We start from the raw sequence: 26680 nt of genomic DNA, 5'->3' as shown, positions 1-26680 counted from the left end.
ACGAATGGTTTGTCTTTTAATTCATTGCCAAGAAGCAGCGTTGTCGCGAGATTCGCCCCCACTCCAGAGGAGAGGCAGAAGAAGGGTTAGCCCACCGCTCCTTCCAGCGAAATCTCCAACAACTTCTTCGCCTCCACCGCAAACTCCATCGGCAGCTCGCGGAAGACCTGCTTGCAGAAGCCGTCCACGATCATCGACACCGCGTCCTCCTCGCTGATGCCGCGCGAGCGGCAGTAGAAGAGCTGGTCGTCGGAGATCTTCGAGGTGGTGGCTTCGTGCTCGACGATGGCGGTGGGGTTCTTCACTTCCATGTAGGGGAAGGTGTGCGCACCGCATTTCTTGCCGATCAGCAGCGAATCGCACTGCGTGTAGTTGCGTGCACCTTCGGCACCCTTTTCCACCTTCACCAGGCCGCGATAGCTGTTGGAGCTTTTGCCGGCGCTGATGCCCTTGGACACGATCTTGGATTTGGTGCCCTTGCCGATGTGGATCATCTTGGTGCCGGTGTCGGCCTGCTGGCGATGGTGCGTGAGCGCCACCGAGTAGAACTCGCCCACCGAGCGGTCGCCGCGCAACACGCAGCTCGGATACTTCCAAGTGATCGCCGAACCGGTTTCCACCTGCGTCCAGGAAATCTTGGCATCATCGCCGCGGCAATCGCCGCGCTTGGTGACGAAGTTGTAGATGCCGCCGCGGCCTTCTTCGTCGCCGGGATACCAGTTCTGCACAGTCGAGTATTTGATCTGCGCTTTTTCCTGCGCGACCAGTTCCACCACCGCAGCGTGCAGCTGGTTCTCGTCGCGCATCGGCGCGGTGCAGCCTTCCAGGTAGGAAACGTAGGCACCCTCTTCCGCGATGATCAGCGTGCGCTCGAACTGGCCGGTGTGGCCGGCGTTGATGCGGAAGTATGTGGACAGTTCCATCGGGCAGCGCACGCCCTTCGGGATGAACACGAACGAGCCATCGGAAAACACGGCCGAGTTGAGCGCGGCGAAGTAGTTGTCGCCGGTCGGCACGACGCTGCCCAAGTACTTCTGCACCAGTTCTGGATGTTCGCGGATGGCTTCGCTCATCGAGCAGAAGATCACGCCGGCTTCCGCCAGTTCTTTGCGGAACGTGGTGCCTACCGACACCGAGTCGAATACAGCATCCACTGCCACACCCGCGAGCTTGGCGCGCTCATGCAGCGGCACGCCGAGCTTGTCGTAGGTTTCCAGCAGTTTCGGATCGACCTCGTCGAGCGACTTCGGCTTGTTCTTCGGCGAGGCGTAGTAGCTGATCGCCTGGAAATCGATCGGCGCGATGTTGAGCTTGGCCCAGTTCGGCATCGGCATGGTCAGCCAGTGGCGATAGGCCTTCAGGCGCCACTCGGTCATCCACGCCGGCTCGCCCTTCAATGCCGACAGCTGGCGCACGATGTCTTCCGACAAGCCCGGCGGCAGGCTGTCTGTTTCGATCTCGGTGACGAAGCCGGCTTCGTAGCGACGGCCGAGCGCGGCAGCGACTTCGGCGTTGTCGCGCAGCACGACGGGGCTATCGTTCTCGATGGTCATGATGCTGTCCTGCCTTTCAATTCGGTAAGCGCCACGGTGGCAACGGCCGGCGGCGCGGGGTGCAGCATGTCGGCCAGGCTCATCGCGCGCAGGGCGTTGTCGAGTACGTGGTTGATACGTTGCCAGCTGCCGCGCACGCCGCATTGGGCTTCGCGCTCGCACTGGCCTTCGCTGAGGGTGCATTCGGTCATGCCGAGCGGGCCTTCGATCGCCTCGACGATGTCAGCCAGGCTGATCTCCTGCGCCGGCCGCGCCAGGCGGTAGCCGCCGTTGACGCCGCGGAAGGAGTCCACCAGCCCGGCATGCCCCAGCGACTTCAGCAGTTTGCTGACCGTCGGCAGTTCCAGATGCGCCTCTTCGGCGATCTGGGCCGTGCTGACGACATCGCCCGGGTGCGCGGCGATGCAAGTCATCACCACGGTGGCGTAGTCCGTCAGTCGGCTGACACGAAACATAGGGAAAGGAGGACACCGCTTAATTCGGACTGAAATGGTACTGATTCGACACGAAACGGTCAAATAGCCGGCAAGCGGCCGTATACGGCTTGCACCATGATGGAGCAATGAATGCACCAGATTGTTCGCATATGGCTCGCCCGCGCTCCATCAACATGCCAGGAACTGGCGCCACTAAGCGATCCGCTGAGCCCATGCTGCGCTTGGCACGCAATCTGCTGTGTTGCAACAAAACCATCTGGAGCCGCCGCGCATGAAATGGGTTACCGCGATCATCAAACCCTTCACCCTGGACGATGTGCGCGAGGCCCTGGGCGAAGCCGGCGTGCAAGGCATGACCGTGACCGAGGTGAAGGGCTTCGGCCGGCAGCGCGGCCACACCGAGCTGTACCGCGGCGCCGAGTACGTCGTCGATTTCCTGCCCAAGCTGAAGATCGAGATTGCCGTGGCCGACGACCAGGTCGAGCTGGCCGTCGAGGCGATCATCCGCGCGGCAAAGACCGGCAAGGTGGGCGACGGCAAGATTTTCGTGAGCGACCTGGAACAGGTGATTCGCATCCGTACGCAGGAAGTGGACGCAGATGCCCTTTGACATGCGGGAAAACGGGGAACGGGGGATGATGGGTAAGTATCGACATGTTTTGCGGCTTGCCGCCGCCGTACTCGCAGCCGGGTTGACCATGCCGGCTTTTGCGCAGGCCACGCCTGCACCGGCGCTCAATGCGGGCGACACCGCCTGGATGATCGTTGCCAGCGCGTTCGTGCTGATGATGACGATTCCCGGTGTGGCGCTGTTCTACGGCGGCATGGTGCGGGCCAAGAACCTGCTATCGGTGATGATGCAGTGCCTGGCCCTTACCGCCTTGGTGACGGTGCTGTGGATGGCGTACGGCTATTCGCTGGCCTTCAGCACCGAAGGCATGCACGCGGGTGTCACCAACTGGCATTCGTTCCTCGGCGCTTTCGACCGCGTGATGCTGGCGGGGCTCACACCCAACACGCTTTACCAGACGGTGCCGGAAAGCGTGTTCGTGATGTTCCAGCTCACCTTCGCCATCATCACGCCGGCGCTGATCATCGGCGCCTATGCCGAGCGCATGAAATTCAGCGCCATGCTGTGGTTCTCCGGCTTGTGGCTCACGTTCGTCTATCTCCCGATCGCGCATATGGTGTGGAGCGGTCCGGGTTCGCTGCTGGGCGATCTGGGCGTGCTGGATTTCGCGGGCGGCACGGTGGTGCACATCAATGCTGGCATCGCGGGGCTGGTCGCCTGCCTGGTGATCGGCAAGCGCCGGGGTTGGCCGCATACGCATATGCCGCCACACAACCTGGGCTATACGGTGATCGGCACAGCCCTGCTCTGGCTGGGCTGGTTCGGCTTCAACGCCGGTTCCGCGGTAGCCGCCAATGGCAACGCCGGCATGGCGATGCTGGTGACGCAGATCGCTACGGCTGCCGCGGTGATCGGCTGGGTGGCGGTGGAGTGGTTCGTGCACAAGCGCGCCAGCGTGCTCGGCGCCGCGTCGGGTGCGGTAGCCGGGTTGGTGGCGGTCACGCCGGCAGCGGGCACGGCAGGGCCTGCCGGAGCGCTGATCATCGGCTTCGCAGCGGGTGCGGTGTGCTTCTTCACCGCGACGCGCCTCAAACACAAGCTGGGCTATGACGATACGTTGGACGTCTTCGGTGTACACGCGATAGCCGGCATCATCGGCGCACTGCTGACCGGGGTATTCGCTGCGCCCAAACTGGGCGGTTTCGATAGCGCCGTGACCTCGCCGCTGTTGCAGTTGTGGATTCAGGCGAAGGGTGTGGGCTTCACCATCGTGTGGAGCGGCGCGCTCAGCTGGGTGATCCTGAAACTGGTGGATGTGACGCTTGGTTTGCGTATTGAGCCTGAGCAGGAGCAGGTGGGCCTGGATATCGCGGAGCATGAGGAACGGGCGTACAACCTGTCCTGATGTTGCATCTCATTTTCTCCTCCCCTGCTTACAGGGGAGGGAGTTGATCTCTGGGAGACAAACATTACGCACGGTGCGTTTGATGCATGCAGGCTCTAAGCTTTGCGCGTGTCCGCAACCAATCTCCCTATGCAAAGCACCACCGATCGCTCTGCTGCCCGCCTCGCCTGGACGCGCGCAGCGCTTGGCGATCCTTCGCTAACACTCGAACCCGCCTCCTCCGACGCCAGCTTTCGCAGCTACTGGCGCACGCACCACGACGGCCGCAGCTGGGTCGTGATGGATTCGCCGCCCGCGCAGGAAGACCCGCGCCCGTGGCTGAAGATCGGCCAGCAACTCGCCGCCGCCGGCCTGCACGTGCCGGCCGTACAAGCGCAGGATCTCGAACAGGGTTTCCTGCTGATCGAAGATCTCGGCATACGGCTTTATCTCAGCGAGCTCAACGAACGTAACGCCGATGCCCTCTACGGCGACGCGATGGACGCCCTGCTGCTGATGCAGACGCGCATGGACTATCGCGATCTGCCGCCTTTCAATCGCGACGTGCTGGTACGCGGATTGGAAGTGATGCCAGAGTGGTTTCTTGGCCGTCATCTTGATCACACGCCTGCCTGCGATGAATGGGACGTGCTGGAAGCGGCGTTCAACGTGATCATTCACAACGCACAGGAACAGCCACGCTGTTTCGTGCATCGCGACTATCACAGCCGCAATCTGCTGGTGGTCGAGCAGAACAATCCGGGCATTATCGATTTCCAAGGTGCACTCGCTGGCCCGATGACCTACGACCTTGCTTCGTTGCTGCGCGATGCCTATATCGTGTGGCCACGCGAGCGTGTGGAGCGCTGGGTGGAGTCTTATCGGCAGCGCTTGCGTCATGCCGGCACGATTGGCGATGACATTGATCGCGAACGCTTCCTGCGCTGGTTCGATCTCACCGGTCTGCATCGCCACGTGCGTGTGCTCGGCCAGTTCTATCGCTTGTGGTATCGCGACGGCAAGCCGGGTTATCTCGCCGACGTGCCGCGCGTCTATCACTACGTGGTATCGGTGGCGCGCAGCTATCCGGAGCTGGCCGACTTCGCCGCCTTGATCGAGCGATATGCCGAAGGCCGGGACCTTACCCAGGTGACCCGCGCATGAGGCATGCATTGATTTTCGCAGCAGGATTGGGCGAACGCATGCGTCCATTGACCAACCACACACCCAAGCCCTTGCTGCTCGCGCGCGGTAAACCGCTGATCGCCTGGCATCTGGAAAAGCTCGCGGCGATCGACGTGCGTTACGTGGTGATCAACACCTCGCATCTGGCTGAGCAGTTTCCGGAAGCACTGGGCGATGGCTCAGCGTGGGGCTTGCGCATTCGCTATGCGTATGAAGGCCCTACACCGCTTGAAACCGGCGGCGGCATGCTTAATGCACTGCCATTATTGGGACCGGAACCGTTTATCGTGATCAACGGCGATGTATGGACGGATGCGGATTTTAGTGCGCTGCCAGCGGAACCGAACGGCCTTGCGCATCTGCTGATGGTGGACAACCCGCCGCATCATCCGCAGGGTGACTTTGCGCTGGATGAGCATGGCAAGCTGCACGATGAAGGCGAGAGGCGGCTGACCTATAGCGGCATTGGTGTGTATCGGCGTGAGCTTTTGAGCGATTGGTACGCCGTTATCAATCAGCACGACTCCATGGACGACAGGCATCCACGCTTCAAGCTTGCACCGCTATTGCGAGCGGCGATGCAGCGGGATGAGGTAAGTGGCAGCCATCACCATGGCGAGTGGACGGATGTAGGTTCGCCTGAAAGGTTGGCGGCGCTTAATACGTAGGTTGGGGTGCAAACCCCAACCTGTCGCCCCATATGCATAGCGATGTTGGGGTTTGCACCCCAACCTACGGAGCACCCGAGGCAAGCGGTTTGATCGTCACCGGCGCGGGTATCGTGGGAGGCGGCGTCGCTTCTGCTTCTTCCTGCGACAACGCCGCATCCTGCGCCTGCTTGGTCATCATGATGATGCTGATGCGGCGATTGATCGGATCGCTCGGATTGAGTTTGTCGAACGACACCGAGTCCGCCAACCCCACCACGCGCGCGATCTTTCCGGCTTCAAGCCCGCCATCCAGCAGTGCGCGCCGCGCGGCGTTGGCGCGGTCGGCGGAAAGCTCCCAGTTGCCGTACTGGCTGCCGTTGCTGTACTGCGCATCATCGGTATGGCCCGAAATGCTGACTTTGTTGGGTGCCTGATCGATAAAGCCTGCCAGCTCATGCAGGATCGCCACGGTATAAGGCTCCAGCATCGCGCTGCCGGTCGCGAACATCGGGCGATTCTGCTTATCCACGATCTGGATGCGCAAGCCTTCCGGTGTGATGTCGAGCAGCAGTTGATCCTTGAACGGCTCCAATGCCTGGCTTTTCTCGATGGCGGCGTGCATCTGCTGCATCAAGTTTTCCAGGCGCTCCTTTTCGCGCTCACGTGCCAGCTTCTCCACATCCGCTGGAGTCATCGGCGTGGCGGCGCGGCGGTCCTTGCCGGCACCGTGCGAGATGTCCATGGCGCCGCCGAGCTTGATCATGCTGTCGCTGGCACCACCGGGGCCGAGCTTGCCGGGCGGGGCCACCGTTGCCGTGCCTGGTGTCATGCTGGGATTTTTGAAATATTCGGCGATGGCGGCGCGTTGTTGGCGCGTGCCCACGCCGAGCAGCCACATCACCAAGAAGAACGCCATCATCGCCGTGACAAAGTCGGCATAGGCCACTTTCCACGCGCCGCCATGGTGACCGTGCTTCTTGCGCCGTGAACGGCGCACCACGATCAGCATGTCGCGATCCTGCTCGCTCACGCCGATGCTCCGGCGCGCGCGGCATCCTTCAAGTGATCTTCAAAATCCTGGAAATTCGGCCGTGCCTGCGGTGACAGCGTCTTGCGCGCAAATTCGACCGCGACTTTCGGGTTGTAACCACGCAGACAGGCCAGCAAGGCTACCTTGACGCATTCGAACGCTTTGCCGTCTTCGTGCACGCGGCTTTCCATCGCTGCGCCCAACGGACCGATAAAGCCATAGCACAGTAAAATCCCGAGGAAGGTACCGACCAGCGCGCCTGCGATATGTTCGCCAATCTGCGAGGTATCGCCGCCCAATTGCGACATGGTAGTGACGATGCCGAGCACCGCCGCCACGATGCCGAAACCCGGCAAGGCATCAGCCATTTTCGTCACGGCCAGCGCAGGTGCTTCCGCATCGTGCTGATGGGTTTCCAGCTCCACCTCCAGCAACTGTTCCAACTCATGCGGATTCATGTTGCCACCCACCATCAGGCGCAGGCAGTCGGTGGTGAATTCGATCAGATGATGTTCTTTCACCAGGCGAGGATAGGCGCTGAAGATCGGGCTCGATTGCGGATCTTCGATATGCGATTCCAAGCCAAGCAAGCCTTGCTTGCGCATCACACTGAAGATGTCGTACAGCAACGACAGCAGATCCACGTAATCCTGCTTGCGGTACTTCGGCCCTTTGAACAGCGCGACGACGTTATGCAGCACACCCTTCACGATCTTCAGTGGGTTGGCCGACAGAAATGCGCCGATGGCGCCACCGCCGATGATCATCAGCTCGCTCGGCTGCCACAGCGCGAGAATATGGCCATGCGACATCAGGTAACCACCCAGTACGCAGGAAAGCACCACCAGGGAACCAATCAGGACAAGCATGGGGACTCCGTTCGGGACGTTAGCGTCCTACCCAGTGCTTATCGACCGGCGAAGTGCAAAATTTAGGTCGAAACGTTTGTGTAATGTGATGCAGATCAAGTGCAAATTTTTGTCATGTGCACGCCGATTGCGTCACTTGCACGGCAACAAGCTATAAAAAAACGGCCCGGATGACCGGGCCGCTTTTTCGTATGCACGTGACGCCATGAATTACGGACGACGCGCCAGTTCCGGATTTTCCTTGCTCACGGGCATCAGGTCCTTCTTCGATACGCCCAGCCACAGCAAGATCGGGCTAGCGACAAAGATCGACGACAAGGTACCAACCAGGATGCCGATCAACATGGTGATCGCAAAACCATGCACGGACGGGCCGCCGAAGAAGTACAGCGCACCCATCGCGATACTGGTGAACAGCGAGGTGATGATGGTTCGCGACAGCGTGCTGTTGATCGAGCGGTTGAGAACTTCTTCCGGATCCGCCTTGCGCGAGGAACGGAACAGTTCACGGATACGGTCGAACACCACCACCTTGTCGTTGATGGAGTAACCGATCACGGCGAGCACGGAAGCCAGCACCGTCATGTCGAATTCGCGCTGCACCAGCGAGATCACACCCAGCGTCACCAGCACATCATGCACTTCGGTAGCCAGCGCGGCGATGGCGAAACGACGCTCGAAGCGGATCCACAGATAGATACCAATGCCGATGATCACGAAGATCGCTGCGGTAACGCCATCGCTGCGCAGTTGTTCACCCACCTGCGGACCGACGTAGTCCTTGCCGGCGATCTTGGCATCCGAACGTGCCGCCTGCACCGCCTTGGCCACGTCGTTGGCGATCAGGTCGAGGTTGGGCGACTTGCCCTCCTGCAGCGCGTAGTGTTTGTCGTCCTTGGGCTGGAAGCGGATCGACACATGGCGGGTACCGCCTACGCTCTGCACGACGGCGTTCTCGATGCCGCCCTTGTCCAGGGCACTGCGAACATCTTCGATCGAGACCGGATTGTCGTAGGTGACTTCCATGCTGACGCCACCGGTGAAATCCAGGCCGTAGTTGAGGCTACGGGTGGCGAGCAAGGCGATCGAGACGATCATCAGCAGGATCGCAATGCCGATGCTGATCTTGCGCAGCCCCAGGAAGTGGACGTTGGCGTTGTGATTGAAAATTTCCATGGGCGTCTCCGATTACACCGACAACGTCTTGAGCTTGCGCCCGTGATGGATCAGCGCAGTGATCGCGTGGGTGACCGTGACCGAGGTGAACATCGAAGTCAGGATACCGATCAGCAGCGTGACGCCGAAGCCCTTGATCGGGCCGGAGCCCATCGTGGTCAGTGCCAGCGCGGCGATAAGGTGGGTGACGTTGGCGTCGAGAATGGTCGCCCAGGCTTTTTCATAACCTGCGCGGATCGCTGCCAGCGGCGTGGAACCATTGCGCAATTCCTCACGTACGCGTTCGCAGATCAGCACGTTGGCGTCGATCGCCATACCCAGCGTCAGCACGATACCGGCGATGCCCGGCATGGTGAGCGTCACGCCGATCGCCGACATCACCGCGATCAGGATCACCAGGTTGAAGAACAGCGCCACGTCCGCCACCAGGCCGAACAGCTTGTAGTAGATCGCCGCGGCCACCAGCACCAGGGCCAGGCCCAACAGCACCGCCATGAGACCCTTGTCGATGTTGTCCTGGCCGAGGCTGGGGCCGATCACGCCTTCCTGCACGATATCCATGCGCGCGGCAAGCGAGCCGCCCTTCAGCATCAGCGCCAGGTCCGAGGCGGCCTTGGGGCTGCCCAAACCAGTGGTCTGGAACTTGTTGCTGAAGACGCCCTGGATGGTGGCGTAGTTGATCACCTGGTAGGTGGTCTTGGGCGTGCGCACTTCCTTGCCGTCGACAATCTTGGTGTCGGTGGTGCTTTCTACATACACCACGGCCATCGGCTTGCCGACGTTGTCGCGGGTGAAATCGAGCATCTTGGCGGCGCCGACCGAGTTCAGCGTGACGTTCACGCTGGGCGAACCGCTTTGCTGGTCGTTGCCCGACGAAGCGTCCACCAGCTCATCACCGCTGGCGATGATGTTCTTGCTGACCAGGTAAGCCACCGTGTTGTCCGGGTTGTAATAGAGATGCGCGTCAGGCGGAATGTTGCCTGTGCGGACGGCGTCTGCCACCGTCTGATCACCCGCCCAATCCCTGCCGTTGAAACGCGCTTCGCCCAGCCCAGCCACGTATTGCAAGGTGGCAGTCGCGCCAATCACCTTCTTTGCTTCAGCCGGATCTTGCACACCAGCCAGTTCCACCGAGATGTGGTCCTCGCCCTGCGCCTGGATCACCGGTTCGGACACGCCCAGCGCGTTGATGCGGTTGCTCAGCGTAGCTAGGTTCTGGCGGATTGCATTGACTTGCAGATCACGCAGCTTGTCCGGCTTGATGATGGCATTGAGCACGAAACGGTCGCCGGTGCTCTGGCCATCCGTCACGGCAAGGTCGGTGTATTCCGTGGCAATGGCATCACTGGCTGCCGTGCGATCAGCCGCGGAGCTAAGCACCACATTCACGCCCTGCCCGCGCGTGGCATTGCGCGATACGGCTACGAAAGGAATCTTCCTTTCCTTGAGCAGCGCGGTGATGTCCTGCGTATAGCGGTTTTCCTGCCGATCGATGATGTCGTTCTGGTCGACCGCCATCAGGAAGCGCACGCCACCCTGCAAGTCCAGGCCTAGCGGCATGGAGCGGCCACCGATCATGCCAAGCCAGCGCGGTACGGTGGATTCCAGGTTGAAGCCGACGTTGTAGTTCTCGCCCAAGGCTGCCTTCAACGCATCGGCCGCGTTCTTTTGCTGATCGCCGTTGGTGAAGCCGACCACGATGTAGTCACCGCGGCTGGGATCGTGCTTGAGGCTTTCGTTGACATACGGAAGCTTGGCCGTCTGCAGCGCAGTGATGACTTTCTGCTCCACCGTCGGATCGAGCGTCGTACCTTGCGCGGGCGTTACCTGCACAGCCTGCAGCGGTGCATAAACGTTCGGCAGTGCGTACAGGATGCCCACCACCAATACGATGGCGACCAGAAAGTATCTCCAGCGAGGAAAATCACTCATGCCTTGCATCCGAATGAACCGCGGCGCTCGCCGCGGATAACGTGAATTAATAAGTTGGGAAGAGTTGCCTGGCGATCAGGACGACTTCAGCGTGCCCTTGGGCAGAACCTGCTGAACCGCGCCCTTTTGCAGCTTGACCTTCACGTTCGGTGCGATCTCGACCGTGATGAAGGTCTCGCCTACGTCATCGACGCGACCGGCGATGCCGCCATTGGTGACCACCTCGTCGCCCTTGGCCAGGCCGGACATCATCTGGCGATGTTCCTTCTGCCGCTTCATCTGCGGGCGGATCATCATGAAATACATCAGGCCGAACAGCACGATCATCATGATCAGCATGGATAGGCCGCCATTGGCCGCTCCTGGCGCTGCCTGCGCCAGTACGAAAGTCGTCGGAAGAATCATCTACTTATCCCGCAAGTTGTGGCTACGACTGAAGTTTTTGCCGCAAGCCAAATAAAAGACGTCGGATTATGCCATGCGCCCCGGAGCTATGCACGGCGCGAAAGCCCAGCCGGGCCAAGGCGCGTGCCCCTGAGACAACGGCCGGCAGGCAGGGTTTCGCTACTCCGTCACACCCTGCCGCCGGGCATAGAACTCGGTCACGAAGTCCCCCAGCGACCCCGCCGCAATGGCCTCGCGCAAGCCGGCCATCAGGCGCTGGTAGTGATGCAGGTTATGGATGGTGGCGAGTTGGCTACCCAGGATCTCATTGCAGCGGTCCAGATGGCGCAGGTAGGCGCGACTGAAACCTTGGCTGCAGGCATAGCACTCGCAGCCGTCCTCGATGACGCGGGTATCGTTGGCGTACTTGGCGTTACGGATGCGCAGCGTGCCCTGCGAGGTGAACAAGAAACCGTTGCGCGCATTGCGGGTGGGCATCACGCAATCGAACATGTCGATGCCGCGACGAACAGCCTCGACAATATCCTCCGGCCGGCCCACGCCCATCAGGTAACGCGGCCGATCCTGCGGCAACAACGGCACGGTGATGTCCAACGTGTGATTGCGCTCCGCCTCCGGCTCGCCCACCGCCAGCCCGCCGATGGCGTAGCCGTCGAAGCCGATCTGGATCAGTCCCTCGGCCGAGCGCTTGCGCAGGTTTTCGTAGACGCTCCCTTGCACGATGCCGAACAGCGCATGGGGATTTTTCAAATCGTCGAAGGCGCGGCGCGAACGTTCCGCCCAGCGCAGGCTCAGCTCCATCGACTCTGCGGCAACGTTTTCCGTAGCGGGATAGGGCGTGCACTCGTCGAAGATCATCACGATGTCCGAATCCAGCACGGTCTGGATGCGCATGGATTCTTCCGGCGACAGAAATACCTTGGAACCGTCCACCGGCGAGGCGAACGTTACGCCCTGCTCAGTGATCTTGCGCTTGTGCGCCAGCGAAAATACCTGGAAGCCGCCGGAGTCGGTAAGGATCGGCTTGTTCCAGCCGATAAAACGATGCAGCCCGCCAAACTCGCCGACGATGTCCAGACCGGGGCGCAGAAACAGATGGAAGGTATTGCCGAGGATGATCTCGGCACCTACCTCGAGCAGGTCGCGTGGCGTCATGGCTTTCACCGAGCCATAAGTACCGACGGGCATGAAAGCCGGCGTTTCCACGGTGCCGCGGTCGAAGGTAAGACGACCGCGGCGCGCGTCGCCATCGGTGGCGAGAAGATCGAAATGCATGGAGGTCATCGGGAGATTATGACATCCCATGGCTCTGCAGCCCCTTGGTAGGAGTGAAGAACCGCGTCGTTACTGCCCATGCGGCAGAATCAGCATGGCATCCCCATACGAGAAAAACCGATACCGCGCTTCAACCGCGTGCCGATAGGCCCCAAGAATGAATTCCCGCCCGGCCAGCGCGGACACCAGCATCAGCAACGTCGATTGCGGCAGATGGAAGTTGGTGATCAATCCATCGACGCTGGTGATGCGATAACCGGGGAAGATGAAGATCTGCGTTTCGCCTGCGAAGGGGCGCAGTTCACCCTCCACCGTAGCGCTTTCCAACGCGCGCACCACCGTTGTGCCCACCGCAATCACACGGCCGCCGGCGCGACGCGTGTGCTTGATTTGCTCAAGCAGCCCCGCGCCCACGTTCAACCACTCGCGGTGCATCTTGTGGTGCGAGAGATCTTCCGTGCGCACCGGCTGGAACGTACCTGCGCCCACATGCAAGGTGACGTAGCCGAAATCAACGCCCATCTCGCGCAACTGTTTCAGCAGGACTTCGTCGAAATGCAAACCCGCTGTCGGTGCCGCCACCGCACCAGGTTCGCGTGCGTACACCGTCTGGTAGCGCTCCAGGTCGCTGGCATCCGCATGCCGCGAGATATAGGGCGGCAAAGGCATCTCACCCAGTCTCGCCAGCAGGCGCTCCAGCGGCTCAGGTGATTCGAACCGCAAGCGGAAAAAGCTCTCGTCGCGCCCCAGCACCGTGGCATGACTGCCATCGGCAAGGATGATCACCGTGCCTTCGCGCGGCTTCTTGCTTACGCCAAGTTGCACGGTAGCTTCGTGCGCGCCGGTCACGCGCTCGATCAAAATCTCCACGGCACCGCCGCTCGGTTTCTGCCCATACAAGCGTGCCGGCAGCACGCGCGTGTCGTTGAACACCAACAAGTCGCCCTTGCGTAGCAGCGCGGGCAAGTCGCGGAACATCCGGTCCTGCCAGGTGCGCGTGGGTACGTTGAGCATCAGCAGGCGGCTGGCGCTGCGCTGGGACAGCGGTTCTTGTGCGATCAACTCAGGTGGAAGATCGAAGTTGAAATCGGTTTTCTTCACGGCACGGCGTTGGACAGGGGTGGCGCATTATCGCCCAAACGTCGCGCTTTGCTTGCCGCCATAGCCCGCGGCACCGAGCGCAGGCACATGGTGCACAATCCCGGTCCATCACCGGCGCCCATGCCAAAAGCACAAGGAAAGCCCATGCCCCGCTATGCCCTTCCCTGCTCGCTTGCCCTGCTCATTGCACTGTATGGCCATGCCTGCCAGGCGCAAACCGCCCCGGCCTATCCACACGAACAAGCCGATTTGCACGCATTGGCCACCGCACCGGACGAAGCTCAACTGCACGACACCATTGCCACGCTGGTCAGCTTCGGCACGCGCCATACCCTCTCCGATACCACCTCGCCCACTCGCGGCATCGGCGCGGCGCGGCACTGGGTACAGTCCCGCTTCCAAGCCATCTCGCACGATTGCGGCGGTTGCCTGGAAATCGTCACGCCGTCGCAAACCGTCACCGGCAAGCGCATTCCGAAACCCACCGAGGTGATGGATGTGGTAGCGATCAAACGCGGCAGTGGCGATCCGCAACGGGTGATCGTGATGACCGGTCACCTGGATTCGCGCGTGAGCGATGTCATGAACGCCACCAGCGATGCGCCCGGCGCAAACGACGATGCCTCGGGCGTAGCGGCACTCATCGAGGCGGCACGGTTGCTAGCCAAGCGCGACAACCGCGCCACCCTGGTCTTCGCGGTGCTGTCCGGCGAGGAGCAGGGGCTATACGGCGGCAAGGTGTTGGCCGACTACGCCAAAGCGCAAGGCTGGCAAGTTGAAGCCGATCTCAACAACGACATCATCGGCAACAGCCATGGCCAGAATGGTGTGCTCGACAACACCACCGTACGCGTATTCAGCGAAGGCACGCGCAGCATGGAAACACCCGAGCAAGCCAAGGTGCGCAACTACTTCGGCGGTGAAGTCGACTCCCCCTCGCGCAACGTGGCGCGCTACATGACGGCGCTTGCCGATCAATACATGCCCGACTTGCACGTGCGCATGATCTACCGCACCGACCGCTACGGGCGCGGCGGCGATCAGGTGCCGTTTCTGGAAGCCGGCTATCCGGCCGTACGTGTCACCGAAGGCCATGAGGATTACACGCACCAACACCAGGACGTGCGCGAAGCACAGGGCGTGAAATACGGCGACACGATCGATGGCATCGACTTTCGCTATCTGGCACGCGTTGCCGCCTTGAACATCATCACCATGGCTTCCATGGCGCGCGCACCGGCGCCACCGGTACACGTTTCCATCAGTGGCGCCGTCGCTACCGACACCACGCTCAACTGGCAGAAAGTATCCGGCGCGGCCGGCTACCGTGTGCATTGGCGTGATACCACCGCGCCGCAGTGGCAATACAGCCGCAACGTGGGTGACGTCGACCACTACGTGTTGAAAGATGTCGTGATCGACGACTGGTTCTTTGGTGTCTCCGCGGTCTCTGCTGACGGTTATGAAAGCCCGGCAGTGTTTCCCGGAGATGCAGGCAGCTTTGCTGCGCCTGCGGCGCGATAAAAAGCCGCCGTGTAGGTTGGGATGCAAACCCCAACATCGCCATGCATACATGCCAAGGGATGTTGGGGTTTGCACCCCAACCTACGGCCAGGCCTATTCGACATTAACCCTTTACGCAAAGCACCTGCCGCAGCGTATGCACCACTTCCACCAGGTCGGTCTGCGCAGCCATCACCGCATCGATCGACTTGTACGCCGCGGGTGATTCGTCGATCACACCCGCATCCTTGCGGCATTCGACGTGCGCCGTCGCCTCGCGGTGCTGTGACAAGGTGATGCTCTGACGCGCCGCGGTACGGCTCATCACACGTCCCGCACCATGGCTGCAGCTGTGGAAGCTTTCCGGGTTGCCCTTGCCACGCACGATGTAGCTACGCGTGCCCATGCTGCCCGGAATGATGCCCAGCTCGCCCTCCCTGGCGCTCACCGCACCTTTACGCGTGACCAGCAGTGATTCGCCGCCATGCGTTTCACGCTGCACGTAATTGTGGTGACAGTTGACGGCCAGCTTGTCCAGCTGGAACTTCGGCAGGCGATGGCGCATGTCATCCAATACGCGCGCCATCATCGCTTCACGATTGTGCCGCGCGTAATCCTGCGCCCAGGACACCGCTTCCACGTAGTCATCGAACAGCGGCTCACCCTCCATGAAGAACGCGAGATCCTTGTCCGGCAGATGGAAGCCGAGCACGCGATGCGCCAATTGCTCGCGCGCAAGCTCGATGAAGTACGTGCCGATCAGGTTGCCGGTGCCACGCGAGCCGGAGTGCAGCATCACCCACACGGCATCGGTCTCGTCGAGACAGATTTCGATAAAGTGATTGCCGCCGCCGAGTGTGCCTAGCTGTTTGTCAAGCTTGTCGGTACGGATGCGGCGATGCTTGGCCTTGATCGCTTCCAGGCGCTCATACAGTCCAGACGCACCCAGGCGCGTTTCGACGCTGGCCGGCATGCGGTGATGATCGCCGCCGCGCCCGTTGCCCACCGGTACGCCGCGCTCGATGCTCGAACGCAGTTGCGCCAGATTGTCCGGCAAGTCCTTCGCGCTCAGCGTGGTACGTACGGCGGCCATGCCGCAGCCGATGTCCACGCCTACGGCAGCAGGAATGATCGCGCCGCGTGTCGGCACGACCGAACCCACCGTTGCACCCTTGCCAAGATGCACATCTGGCATCACCGCCACCCACGGGCCGACGAACGGCAATGCGGCGATGTTCTGCAATTGGCGATGTGCCTGATCTTCCAGCGGCACGCCGCGTACCCAGCCCTTGATCGGCGTGGCGCTGCCTTCGGCGTGCAGCAGTTCGTATTGGGATTGCGTTTCCATGTTTCTTTATCCATGAGGATCGGCACGGCAACTCCCTTTGCCGTGCCAAATGTTAGAGCCCGTTTGATGCCTCAGCGTAGCTCGCCTAGCCCCTGAGTAGTCGTCAGGTGGTCGTGCGTGGCGCAGTGCCAGGCTGGTTACCTGGTCAAGCCGCGCGCGGCCGCATGGCGGCTACTCAGGGGCTAGACGGGCTGCGATGGGGCGTCAAACAGGCTCTCATTGCTTGAGACTCACTAGCTGTGTCAGCACGCCATCCAGGCCGCCGAACACGGTGAGCTTGTCGATCTTCTCGGTGACCTTTTCCAAGGCCTCCAGCTCCTTCAGGCGCATCAGCGTCGGGCTTTCCTCGATCAACCTGGCCGTGTTGAGCAAGGAACGCGTTGCGTTCGCCTCTTCACGACGGCGGATCACGTTGGCCTGCGCCGCCTTTTCCGCCTGCACCACGCTGTTGAGGATCTCCTTCATGTCGCCCGGCAGGATCACGTCCTTCACGCCCACACCGAGCACATCCAGACCCAGCTCGCTCACACGGCCGTGCACGTAGGCGAAGATGTCGGCATCCAGCGAAGCCTTGTCGCCGAGCAGTTCGTCCAGCGTTTTGACGGAAACCGCCTTGCGCAAGCCGTATTGCAACTCGCGGTACAAGTAATCGCCATACTTGGCAACCTTGGTACGCGCAGCGACCGGGTCGGCCACACGCACGCTGGCCGCGAGGTTCACACGCAGGCTGACCTTGTCGCGCGTCAACAGCTCCTGGCCGGACACCTCCATCGATTGCACGCGCAAGTCGATCACCTCGGCCGCCACGTTCTTGCGGAAGTTCCAGAAGGCGTACGCACCCGGCGTCAACGCACGCACCAGCTTGCCATCGACGAACAAGAGACCGGTCGATTCCGCCGGCACGTCGACCGTCACGGCCACCCTGGACAGCGCACCCAACTGACGCAGACGCGCCACCACGTTGGCATCGATGGCCAGCGATTCGGACATCCACACCAGCTGCACTTCGATCTGCACCAAGGCGTGCCAGTACAATTTACGCGTACCCGGTGCCAGCACATCCTCAAGCTTGCCGTTCTTCAACACCAGGCCAACTTGATCGGTCCCGACATCGGCCACCAGGAAGTGCTTGGTCAGCTCGCTGTCTGTCGATGCCATCAACACCTCGGCATCGTTGCCGCTGTACTCCGGCCGTGCAACGTTGTGCACGACCACGGCGATACGATCCAATGGATCGAAGTAACGATACACGCCAGCCGTCAACACGGCCCGCACTCGACGGTTGCGATACAGCAAACCGCGCTCGCCGTCGCCGATCACGATTTGCTTGATCCATAACATGGGAATACTCCTTTTTAGTTTCCCGACTAGGTCCGCTTGAGATAATCCATCACGCTGGCAGACCATTCATGCGTGATACTTATTTCCATAATCGCAAGCGCACTGCGCCCTCCCTCTCGGGATAATCGGCGCATAAAATCATCAACGCCGAACAAAATAAAAAGTGGAAACACCCCATGACGCACACAAAGCGGGATATTCGTGCCTTGCATGGGGAGATAACCGTTTCCATACATCGGGCGGCGCGCCGCATCCGATGCATATTCACGACCATCCGCCCAGGCTCGAGACGGAAATCCAGTCCTGCATCCGCTGCGCGGCTGGCGATTGCCCTCCTTGGCAAGCCATCCAGCCCACGCACGGGGCGTTTCCTGTTGGAGGGCTTTCGCCCTGGTTGGAGCGGGAGTCGAACCCGCGACAGTCGGATTAACAGTCCGATGCTCTACCCATCTGAGCTATCCAGTGGCTCGACGTGCCGGATTCGAACCGGCGGCCAACAGCATCACATGCCGTTGCTCTACCTTCTGAGCTAACGTCGACTATCGCAACACCGGCGTACAAGCTTCGGCATACGCTCGAGGCAAAGCCCCGCGCACCGGATGGGCTTTTTGAACCCTTGCCGCTGAAACCTGCCGTTTTGATGCTGCGTATTACCGACTGTTTCCAATCGGCAATGCGTGTGGGCACAAAGGGCCCGAATAGATGAAACCCGATTTACCTGTTGCCCGCACCGAAGCACCCTGGTGCAGCGCACATGCGCCTGTTGCAGCCGCGCCCTTTCCCTCGGCGCGGACCCGCACCGGGTGCTTCAGAGCGAAAGAAAACGTCTATAGATCGGTTTCATAGTGAGTTTTCGCATGACCATCCCTGCAAACGCCAAAAACAAAACGCCCCCGGGTGTGGAACCCGAGGGCGTTCGCGTTGCCTCGGGAGATCGGGGTGACCGATCTCCGCGAGAGAATCGGTCAATGAGTGAAAATCATCGGGGCATGCCGTCCACCGCGCACGCACGGCAGCGCATCGCGGTTATTTCGCGACGGCAAACCGAATTGGGCGACGTGATAAAGCATGGCAAACCCTCGAATAAATTCGCCAACGCTGGCGAAGGACGCGAACATTACGTGAGCTTTATTTTTAATGCAAGCATTTTTTAACTAAGAAAATTTCCTAAGCCATATGACGATTTTATTAATCACATACCCGTATCAAAGCCACCCTTTCTGCCGCGCCAACCGATACGCCTCAATACGATTGGCCGCACCCAACTTGCCGATCGCCTCGGAAAGATAATTACGCACCGTGCCATGCGATAGATTGAGCTTGGCGGCGATGTCAGTTGCAGATTGCCCTTCTCCGGCAAGGCGCAACACCTGCCGCTCGCGATCATTCAAGGGGTCCGCTTCCGACCATGCTTCCAGCGCAAGCTGTGGATCGATCGAACGACCACCGCGATGCACCATGCGCAAGGCTTCAGCAAGATTTTCAGCCGGCGCATCCTTCAGCAAGTAACCCGATACGCCCGCATCCAACGCACGGCGAAGAAATCCTGGGCGCGCAAATGTTGTCACGATGATGCACTTCACCGGCAGCTCCTGGCGATGAATGCGCTGCGCCAGCTCCAAGCCGGTAAGGCCCGGCATTTCGATATCGGTCACCAGCACATCCGGCTTCAATCGCTGCACTTCACGCCAGGCCATTTCACCGTCGGATGCGGAACCGAGCACTTCGATATCCGACTCGAGATTCAGCAGCGCCGACAGCGCACCTCGTACCATGGCCTGATCTTCAGCCAGCAATACACGGATCATGCTGCCCGTCCGGCAAGATTGTCTTGGGAGATCGTCTCGGACAGAACTTGCCCTTTCTGCATCTGCAACGGCACGCTGATCAGCAAGCGCGTGCCGCGGCGTGGCGGCGAATCGACCTGCAAGCTGCCACCGATGGCGCATATCCGCTCGCACATGCCGCTCATGCCATTGCCATGGGCAACGAGTCCGCCTTTTCCATTGTCATTGATCTGCATGTCCAGCCTATCTGCCGCACGGGTAAAACGGACACAGGCCTCGGTGGCGTCTGCGTGGCGATGGATATTGGTCATCGCTTCGCGAATGACCAGGGCGAGCATACGCTCGACATCCTGCGGCAGCGAATCGGGCAGAACGCCGTAGTCTAGATGCACGGCGGACGATTCCAGCAGCAATCGTGCTGAAGCAAGTTCTGCAGCAAGATCCGTCGAGCGGATGCCGGTTACGGCGGCGCGCACTTCCGCCAAGGCATGACGAGCGACGCGTTCGGCTTCTTCCAACTCCCGCCGCGCAGCGGCGCTATCGCGGTCGAACAGTTTGCGTGACAGCTCCAGCTTCAAGGTGATCAAGGACAAGGTGTGTCCCAATAAATCATGCAAGTCACGGCCGATACGCTCACGCTCGGCCGTCGCAGCCAAACGGCGCACCTCTTCTTGCGACAAGCGCAGCGCCGCATCACGCTCCCTGCTCTTGATCTCGACAACTATCACGGCGCATATGATGAAAGCCATCGTAGGCATGGAAATCAACATCGCCCATGGATAACCCGCCCGCCACGCCAGGGCGATATAAAGCGCATTTATCAGCAGCAACAGGCCAACTCGCGCACGAAAGCTCGCCCGCCATTTCATGAACATCGTGCAGGCGAAAAAGAAATAGCTGAGGCCGCTTGAATACCACGGCAGCGTAAGCAGACAGAGGCTGCCCACGGCAAATCCGTAGAAATGCATGTGACGGCAGGAAGCGTAATGCGCCTTGAGATACACCGCTATGAAGATTGGATACGTACCCAGCGTAAACAGGAACCAGCTGAGCGTATAACCCTGGGTATCGAGCAACGGCGTGATGAAAATCCAGGTCGACCACAGCAAATGAACAGCCCATGGCGCCTTGCCTTGCCGCAACTCATCCGCCGCGCTTGAGTCCGGCGCGGCCGCCAACCAGGTACGCATGACTGTCGTAATGTTCATGGCCGCGCTCCCCACGCCGTATCCCTCTCGGCTGACATCCTACTTCAACCGTAGCGGCGCAGCCTGCGCGCCGCGATGATCAAGAATACCGCCGCAAAACCCGCAAGTACGCCGAAGTGCTGGATAACGCCACCATGCTGCAGCCCCAACGCAGCCAGTCCAAGTTGATGCAGGTGGTAACTGGGCCAGATGGGTGCGATCTGCTGCAACGCTTTCGGCAACATGCTCATCGGGATCCACAAGCCCGACAGAAACGACATTGGCAGGTAGACCATGTTGAGCATGCCCGGCGCGCCCTGCCCTTTGATCAAGGTGCCGATCAGCATGCCCAGTGCGCAGAATGGCAATACGCCCAGCACGCCGGTCAGCAGCAACAAGCCGGCCTGCTGCCAGGACAGCACGACATGGCCAAGCGTCAATGCCATCGTCAACAGCAGCAGGATGACGACCCCGGCTGCCACCATCGCCATCAACATCTTGCCGAGCAGATATGCACCAGGCGGCATCGGCAAGGCGCGCTTGTAGGTAAGCAGACCGCCATCGCGCTCCAGTGCCAACGACACACCGAAACCGAACAGGCCCGGACTCATCACACCGAACACGCCATAGCTCACCAACAAATAACGAGCGGTATCCGCACCTGCAGAGCCGTTCATCACGACGCCGAACAACAAATAGAACATGGTGGGAAGCAACATGATCGGCAGCATGAAGGCCGGTGCGCGCATGTAGCGCAGGCATTCGCTGCGTGCTTCAGCAAGATAGGCGCCGATGACACGCCGCGTGCTCATGCCGGTGATGGACGGCGCCGCGGATACGGCAGGAATCGATACGCTGTTCATCACGCAGCCTCCTGTTGTTCGTCTTCTTCGCGCGTCAATTCGGTAAACGCCTCGGCCAAGCCTGCGCGCTGTACTTCCAGCGCACTGAGCGAAGCATCGGCGTCGAGCAAACGGCGCAAGACGTTTTCCGGTTCACTGGTAAGGATGAGCAAACGGCCACCCTCACGCTGGGCAGCATTGACCAAGGGCCATGCCGACACCGCCTCAACATCGAGATCGGTAGCGCAGCGGATACGCGCGAGCGGTACTTGTGCGCGCAGCGCATCGACGCTGCCCTCGCTTAACACGCGCCCCTTCGCCATCACCACCACGCGTTGCGCCAGTGCTTCAGCCTCTTCCAGATAGTGCGTGGTCAGTACCACCGAGCAACCTTCGGCAACCAGATTGCGCATCGCGCTCCACAGCTTGCGGCGCGCATCGATATCCATGCCCACGGTGGGTTCGTCCAGAAACACCAACTCGGGCCGACCGCACAAGGCAAGTGCGAACTGCACGCGGCGCTGCTGGCCGCCCGACAGCCTGCCGTAAGGGCGATTCAGCAGATCGTCGATACCGGCGAGCCCCGTGCTCTCTTTGAGCGGACGCGGATGCGGGTAGTAGCTGGCCACCAGCCGCAGCAGCTCGCCGACGTGCAGTGTGGGCGGCAGCACGGCCGATTGCAGCATGACGCCGATGCGGCGACGCGCATCGATCTGTTGCGGATCCATGCCGAACAATTCCGCCTGGCCGCCATCCGGGCGTATCAGGCCGAGCAGCAAGCTGATACTCGTGCTTTTGCCGGCGCCGTTGGGTCCCAGCACCGCCAACAGTTCGCCGCGCTGCAACACAAGATCGACGCCATCAAGCGCTGTCAGATGACCGTAACGTTTCACAACCCCGCAGAGACGGGCTACTACGTCGGTTTGGGTATGCATGATCGTCCTCCTTGCACTGCAGCGTAGGGAAGGCAAGCCTATTTCTGCAGTTGTCCACGTCAGCGATTGGACATGACAGCCGTCATCTTTGGGGGTACCGCCGGCCTTTCCCAGCGGTTATCCTGATGCACGAAACGCGCGCGGTTTCCCCATACGCGGCGCAGTGCGAGCGGGCGCATCGCCCCGGGTTTTCACCCTTCACCGCACGAAAAAACAACCTGCCGGCCTGCTTCGCGTTGGGCGCGAGGCGCTGTCAGATTCGAGGAGAGTAGTCATGGGTGTCATCGATCAGCTGCGCGAATTGCGCGAATTTGGCGGCAAGCCGCGGACCACTGGCCTGGACGACGCCACCATCGAGCGCATGGCTGCGCTGGACCCGCCATTGACGCAGGCCATCGCCGACGCCGTCGCACGCCATCGCGAATTGCGTGCGGAGCTCAGCGATTTCCTGAAGCTGGACGAAGCCGAGCAACTGACGCGGGCACAGCACGACTTGGTGAATTTCTATCCGGACGATGCCATCAATCCGTACCTGCCGGCTGCCGCACGCGGTCCATGGGTCGTCACGCTGAAAGGTGCCGTGGTGCACGACAACGGCGGCTACGGCATGTTGGGTTTCGGTCACAACAACGTTGCCATCGATGCCGCGCTGGCGCGTCCGCAAGTGATGGCCAATGTGATGACGCCGAGCATTTCGCAGATGCGTTTTGCGCAGGCGATGAAGCGCGAGTTGGGCCGTCATCGCGGCAACAATCCGTATACGCGCTACCTGTGCCTGAATTCCGGCTCGGAATCGGTGGGCTTGGCTTGCCGCATTGCCGACGTGAACGCCAAGCTGATGACTGATCCGGGTGCACGCTATGCGGGGCGCACGATCAAGCGTATCGCCGTGAAGGGTGCGTTCCACGGCCGCACCGATAAACCGGCGCTGTATTCGGATTCCTCGCGCCGCACGTATGTGCAGCACCTGGCGAGCTATCGCCACGAAGACACACTGCTCACCGTGTCGCCTTACGACACCGCGCAGTTGGAGGCTGTGTTCGCCGATGCGGACAAGCATGGCTGGTTTATCGAGGCGATGTTCCTGGAACCGGTGATGGGCGAAGGCGATCCGGGTCGTTCGGTGACGCCTGCGTTCTACCAAGCGGCGCGTGAGTTGACCGAATCGCACGGCTCGCTGCTGCTGGTCGATTCGATCCAGGCTGGCCTGCGTGCGCATGGCGTGCTGTCGATCATTGATTACCCCGGCTTCGAAAAGTTGGCGCCGCCGGACATGGAAACCTTCTCCAAGGCGCTTAACGCCGGCCAGTATCCGCTCTCAGTGCTCGCCGTAACCGACCGCGTCGCCGGCCTGTATCGCAAGGGTATCTATGGCAACACCATGACCGCCAACCCGCGTGCGCTGGACGTGGCGCTCGCTACGTTGGACCAGCTCACCGACGAGGTGCGCGCGAACATCAGCGCGCGCGGCAAGGAATTCGTCGACAAGCTCAATGTGCTGAAGGACGAACTGGGCGGCCTGATTACCAAGGTACAGGGCACGGGCTTGTTGTTCTCCTGTGAGCTGGCGCCGCAATTCAAATGCTACGGCGCAGGCTCCACCGAGGAATACCTGCGCGAGCGTGGCATCGGCGTGATCCATGGCGGCGCCAATTCGCTGCGCTTCACTCCGCACTTCAAGATCACCGGCGCGGAAGTGGATATGGTGATTGCGCACGTGCGGCATGCGTTGCTGGAAGGCCCGCGCAAGAGCGAGGCGCAGGCGGCTTGATGCCTTCGCCCTAATCGTAGGTTGGGGTGCAAACCCCAACATTGGGTGCACACGTGCATGGCAATGTTGGGGTTTACACCCCAACCTACGAAGTCCGCGAAATGTTGGCGCTCCCCGTTCCCCTGCTTCCTCACAAGGCATAGACTGCCCCGGCCGGTACCGCCACCGGTCATAACTTCAGGAGGAAGCATCATGTCCATGCGTCTTAACCTGCTTGTCGCGAGTGCTGCTCTGGTCTTTGCCAGCGCCGCCTTCGCCGCCGCACCGCAAAGCAAACCCCTCACCTCGTCGCAGCAGAAAATGGCCGATTGCAGCCACGCCGCCAAAGGCAAGACTGGCGCCGACTACAAGAGTGCCGTCAGCACCTGCATGAAAGGCGACTCCACAGCCGCCGCCGCACCCGCCAAGATGACCCCGCAGGAACGCATGTCCGCATGCTCCAAGCAGAACGCGGGCAAGAAAGGAGCTGACTACAAGAGTGCTGTCAGCGCCTGCATGAAGGCACACTGATGCGCTGACCTCGTCAGGGACTCACTGAAGTTCAAAGCGCCGCCCATGGGCGGCGCTTTTTCGTTTCCGGCTATGCTTGCCGCCATCCTCTTCTGCATAGCCGCCATGAAGATCGTTGAAGTCCGCCACCCGCTCATCCAGCACAAACTCGGCCTGATGCGCCGCGCCGGTATCAGCACCAAGGAATTTCGCGAACTGGCCGCCGAAGTTGCCTCGCTGCTCACCTACGAAGCCACCAAGGACCTGGAAACGGCCGAAGCGCAGATCGAGGGCTGGGCCGGCCCCGTGCGCGTGGAGCAGATCAAGGGAAAGAAGATCACCATCGTCCCGATCCTGCGCGCGGGTCTTGGCATGCTGCCAGGCGTGCTGGAACTGATCCCGTCAGCGAAGGTGGGCGTGGTGGGACTGCAACGTGACGAGCAGACGCTGCAGCCGATCGCCTATTACGAAAAACTTACCGGCCGCATGGACGAACGCATTGCGCTGATCGTCGACCCGATGCTGGCCACGGCAGGTACGCTGGTAGCGACCGTGGAGATGCTCAAGGCGGCCGGTTGCAAGCGCATCAAGGGGCTATTCCTGGTGGCGGCGCCGGAAGGGTTGAAGCGGATCGAAGCAACGCATCCGGATATCGAGATCTATACCGCGGCGATCGATGAGCGGCTCAATGAGCATGGCTACATCCTGCCAGGGTTGGGTGATGCGGGGGACAAGATTTTTGGGACGAAGCAACTGCCCACGTAACGCGCCACCGTAGGTTGGGGTGCAAACCCCAACATTGCGGTATTACGCAGGATGGCGATGTTGGGGTTTGCACCCCAACCTACGTGCGACGCGCAAACCTATCCGTCGCCTCCACCAACTCATGCGTAATCCCCGGCTCGAACGCCGAATGCCCCGCATCCTGCACGACACGCAAATCCGCCTCCGGCCATGCACGATGCAGGTCCCATGCGCTGCGCATCGGGCACACCACGTCGTAACGTCCCTGCACAATCGTTGCCGGGATACGGCGGATGCGATCGACGTTGCGTAACAGCTGATCATCGTGCTCGAAGAAGCCGCCATTCACGAAGTAATGACATTCGATGCGTGCAAAGGCCAGCGCGAACTCATCTTCGCCACTGCTGTTGATGTATCCCTCATCCTGATACAAAAAGCTTGTCGCACCTTCCCACACCGACCATGCACGCGCGGCTTTCAGTCGCGCTTGTGGATCCGTACTGGTAAGGCGCCGGTGATAGGCGCTCATCAAGTCGCCGCGTTCAACTTCGGGAATCGCGGCCAAATACGCTTCCCATGCATCCGGATACAGCGCATCGCAGCCCTTCTGATAGAACCACTCCAGCTCCCAGCGGCGCAGCATGAAGATGCCGCGCAGCACCAGTTCGGTGACCTTGTCCGGATGAGTCTGTGCATAAGCCAGCGATAGCGTGGAGCCCCATGAACCGCCGAATACCTGCCAGCGCGCCATACCCAAGTGCTCGCGCAGACGCTCCATATCCGCCACAAGGTGCCAGGTGGTGTTATCGGTCAATTCCGCATGCGGCGTCGATTTGCCGCAACCACGCTGATCGAACAATACGATGCGGTAGACCGACGGATCGAAAAAGCGACGGCACTTGGGATTGGTGCCACCACCCGGACCGCCATGCAGAAACACCACCGGCTTGCCGTCCGGGTTGCCGCTCTGCTCGTAATACAGCGTGTGCAGGTCGGAGACCTTGAGTAGGCCGACATCGTAGGGTTCGATCTCCGGGTACAAGCCGCGGCGATGCTGGGACATGGTCTTCGGCATCCTCTGAAGGTGGGAGGCACATGGTACGGGGGAGTGCCGTGCAACCCAAGTCATGCCGAAACACGCCCCTCTCCCTCAAGGGACAGGAGT

The 26680-nt window shown here is 60.9% G+C and carries 25 protein-coding genes and 2 tRNA genes; 9 read left to right on the top strand and 18 right to left on the bottom strand.

All coding sequences use genetic code 11. The features are described from left to right. Window positions 1–86 precede the first annotated feature (86 nt). Together sufB and IEX75_RS12775 are read right to left on the bottom strand one after the other, a co-directional pair. Window positions 87–1553: a Fe-S cluster assembly protein SufB gene (sufB, locus tag IEX75_RS12780; RefSeq protein WP_229720807.1), complete on the bottom strand. Its 1467-nt coding sequence runs from the start codon at window positions 1551–1553 to the stop codon at window positions 87–89. Next, complete coding sequence (locus IEX75_RS12775) at window positions 1550–2008, bottom strand: SUF system Fe-S cluster assembly regulator (RefSeq protein WP_188794689.1); 459 nt, start codon at window positions 2006–2008, stop codon at window positions 1550–1552. Before IEX75_RS12775 ends, sufB begins: the two co-directional genes overlap by 4 nt. 253 nt (window positions 2009–2261) lie before the next feature. Here IEX75_RS12775 and IEX75_RS12770 point away from each other — a divergent pair, with 253 nt between their 5' ends. From IEX75_RS12770 to murU, 4 genes are all read left to right on the top strand, one after another. Next, window positions 2262–2600 carry a P-II family nitrogen regulator gene (locus tag IEX75_RS12770; protein WP_188794688.1) on the top strand — a complete coding sequence of 113 codons (339 nt, stop codon included), beginning with the start codon at window positions 2262–2264 and terminating at the stop codon, window positions 2598–2600. 25 nt (window positions 2601–2625) lie between these two features. Continuing rightward, complete coding sequence (locus IEX75_RS12765; RefSeq protein ID WP_229720806.1) at window positions 2626–3966, top strand: ammonium transporter; 1341 nt, start codon at window positions 2626–2628, stop codon at window positions 3964–3966. Window positions 3967–4095: 129 nt separating this feature from the next. Then, complete coding sequence (locus IEX75_RS12760; protein WP_188794687.1) at window positions 4096–5109, top strand: aminoglycoside phosphotransferase family protein; 1014 nt, start codon at window positions 4096–4098, stop codon at window positions 5107–5109. Then, the gene (gene murU, locus IEX75_RS12755; RefSeq protein WP_188794686.1) at window positions 5106–5798 is read left to right on the top strand and encodes an N-acetylmuramate alpha-1-phosphate uridylyltransferase MurU; all 693 of its coding nucleotides are present in this window, start codon (window positions 5106–5108) and stop codon (window positions 5796–5798) included. Before IEX75_RS12760 ends, murU begins: the two co-directional genes overlap by 4 nt. Before the next feature lie 64 nt (window positions 5799–5862). Here the strand turns inward: murU and motB are convergent, their stop codons facing one another. From motB to queA, 7 genes are all read right to left on the bottom strand, one after another. Next, a complete protein-coding gene (motB, locus tag IEX75_RS12750) occupies window positions 5863–6810 on the bottom strand; it encodes a flagellar motor protein MotB (protein WP_423373023.1) in 948 nt (315 codons plus the stop codon). Continuing rightward, window positions 6807–7679, bottom strand: a complete 873-nt coding sequence (gene motA, locus IEX75_RS12745) for a flagellar motor stator protein MotA (protein WP_188794685.1) — start codon at window positions 7677–7679, stop codon at window positions 6807–6809. The genes motB and motA overlap by 4 nt, the downstream gene beginning before the upstream one ends. 210 nt (window positions 7680–7889) lie before the next feature. Next, entirely contained in the window at window positions 7890–8855 is a 966-nt protein-coding gene (gene secF, locus IEX75_RS12740; RefSeq protein ID WP_188794684.1) for a protein translocase subunit SecF, read from the bottom strand. Window positions 8856–8867: 12 nt separating this feature from the next. After that, complete coding sequence (gene secD, locus IEX75_RS12735; protein ID WP_188794683.1) at window positions 8868–10787, bottom strand: protein translocase subunit SecD; 1920 nt, start codon at window positions 10785–10787, stop codon at window positions 8868–8870. 75 nt (window positions 10788–10862) lie between these two features. Continuing rightward, window positions 10863–11192, bottom strand: coding sequence for a preprotein translocase subunit YajC (gene yajC / locus IEX75_RS12730; RefSeq protein ID WP_188794682.1), 330 nt, complete (start codon window positions 11190–11192; stop codon window positions 10863–10865). A 159-nt stretch (window positions 11193–11351) separates the two neighbouring features. Beyond that, a complete protein-coding gene (tgt, locus tag IEX75_RS12725) occupies window positions 11352–12476 on the bottom strand; it encodes a tRNA guanosine(34) transglycosylase Tgt (protein WP_188794681.1) in 1125 nt (374 codons plus the stop codon). A gap of 60 nt (window positions 12477–12536) precedes the next feature. Next, window positions 12537–13568 (bottom strand): tRNA preQ1(34) S-adenosylmethionine ribosyltransferase-isomerase QueA, encoded by a 1032-nt coding sequence (gene queA, locus IEX75_RS12720; protein ID WP_188794680.1) that lies wholly within the window; start codon window positions 13566–13568, stop codon window positions 12537–12539. Between the two features lie 144 nt (window positions 13569–13712). Here queA and IEX75_RS12715 point away from each other — a divergent pair, with 144 nt between their 5' ends. Then, window positions 13713–15092 carry a M28 family metallopeptidase gene (locus IEX75_RS12715; RefSeq protein ID WP_188794679.1) on the top strand — a complete coding sequence of 460 codons (1380 nt, stop codon included), beginning with the start codon at window positions 13713–13715 and terminating at the stop codon, window positions 15090–15092. A gap of 103 nt (window positions 15093–15195) precedes the next feature. Here the strand turns inward: IEX75_RS12715 and IEX75_RS12710 are convergent, their stop codons facing one another. The 4 genes from IEX75_RS12710 to IEX75_RS12695 all read right to left on the bottom strand — a co-directional run bounded on the left by IEX75_RS12710 (window position 15196) and on the right by IEX75_RS12695 (window position 18299). Then, window positions 15196–16419, bottom strand: coding sequence for an RtcB family protein (locus IEX75_RS12710; protein ID WP_188794678.1), 1224 nt, complete (start codon window positions 16417–16419; stop codon window positions 15196–15198). 216 nt (window positions 16420–16635) lie between these two features. Further along, window positions 16636–17760, bottom strand: coding sequence for a slipin family protein (locus IEX75_RS12705; protein WP_188794677.1), 1125 nt, complete (start codon window positions 17758–17760; stop codon window positions 16636–16638). A gap of 391 nt (window positions 17761–18151) precedes the next feature. After that, window positions 18152–18222 (bottom strand) — tRNA-Asn (locus IEX75_RS12700). Between the two features lies 1 nt (window position 18223). Further along, a tRNA-His gene (locus tag IEX75_RS12695) sits at window positions 18224–18299 on the bottom strand. Between the two features lie 318 nt (window positions 18300–18617). Between IEX75_RS12695 and IEX75_RS12690 the strand changes: the two genes are divergently transcribed. Continuing rightward, window positions 18618–18914 carry a hypothetical protein gene (locus tag IEX75_RS12690; RefSeq protein ID WP_188794676.1) on the top strand — a complete coding sequence of 99 codons (297 nt, stop codon included), beginning with the start codon at window positions 18618–18620 and terminating at the stop codon, window positions 18912–18914. Between the two features lie 51 nt (window positions 18915–18965). Here the strand turns inward: IEX75_RS12690 and IEX75_RS12685 are convergent, their stop codons facing one another. Genes IEX75_RS12685 through IEX75_RS12670 form a run of 4 tightly spaced genes read right to left on the bottom strand, consistent with a single transcriptional unit; the run spans window position 18966 to window position 22511 of the window. Continuing rightward, window positions 18966–19568 carry a response regulator transcription factor gene (locus tag IEX75_RS12685; protein ID WP_188794675.1) on the bottom strand — a complete coding sequence of 201 codons (603 nt, stop codon included), beginning with the start codon at window positions 19566–19568 and terminating at the stop codon, window positions 18966–18968. Further along, window positions 19565–20755 (bottom strand): sensor histidine kinase, encoded by a 1191-nt coding sequence (locus IEX75_RS12680; protein WP_188794674.1) that lies wholly within the window; start codon window positions 20753–20755, stop codon window positions 19565–19567. The genes IEX75_RS12685 and IEX75_RS12680 overlap by 4 nt, the downstream gene beginning before the upstream one ends. 44 nt (window positions 20756–20799) lie before the next feature. Beyond that, window positions 20800–21597, bottom strand: a complete 798-nt coding sequence (locus IEX75_RS12675) for an ABC transporter permease (protein WP_229720805.1) — start codon at window positions 21595–21597, stop codon at window positions 20800–20802. Beyond that, window positions 21597–22511: an ABC transporter ATP-binding protein gene (locus IEX75_RS12670; RefSeq protein WP_188794673.1), complete on the bottom strand. Its 915-nt coding sequence runs from the start codon at window positions 22509–22511 to the stop codon at window positions 21597–21599. Before IEX75_RS12670 ends, IEX75_RS12675 begins: the two co-directional genes overlap by 1 nt. A gap of 274 nt (window positions 22512–22785) precedes the next feature. Between IEX75_RS12670 and IEX75_RS12665 the strand changes: the two genes are divergently transcribed. The 3 genes from IEX75_RS12665 (at window position 22786) to upp (ending at window position 25536) form a co-directional block, all read left to right on the top strand. Next, window positions 22786–24282 carry an aminotransferase class III-fold pyridoxal phosphate-dependent enzyme gene (locus IEX75_RS12665; RefSeq protein ID WP_188794672.1) on the top strand — a complete coding sequence of 499 codons (1497 nt, stop codon included), beginning with the start codon at window positions 22786–22788 and terminating at the stop codon, window positions 24280–24282. A gap of 192 nt (window positions 24283–24474) precedes the next feature. After that, entirely contained in the window at window positions 24475–24792 is a 318-nt protein-coding gene (locus IEX75_RS12660) for a PsiF family protein (RefSeq protein ID WP_188794671.1), read from the top strand. A 105-nt stretch (window positions 24793–24897) separates the two neighbouring features. Further along, on the top strand, window positions 24898–25536 hold the full coding sequence (gene upp / locus IEX75_RS12655; RefSeq protein WP_188794670.1) for a uracil phosphoribosyltransferase: 639 nt from the start codon (window positions 24898–24900) through the stop codon (window positions 25534–25536). Window positions 25537–25615: 79 nt separating this feature from the next. On the opposite strand, the gene pip is transcribed toward upp, so the two are convergent. After that, window positions 25616–26578, bottom strand: a complete 963-nt coding sequence (gene pip, locus IEX75_RS12650) for a prolyl aminopeptidase (protein WP_188794669.1) — start codon at window positions 26576–26578, stop codon at window positions 25616–25618. Between the last annotated feature and the right edge of the window lie 102 nt (window positions 26579–26680).

The organism is Dyella nitratireducens, from assembly GCF_014642835.1.
GTDB lineage: Bacteria > Pseudomonadota > Gammaproteobacteria > Xanthomonadales > Rhodanobacteraceae > Dyella_B > Dyella_B nitratireducens.
Note: the sequence above shows the minus strand (reverse complement) of the source record. Positions and strands in the feature narration are given on the sequence as shown.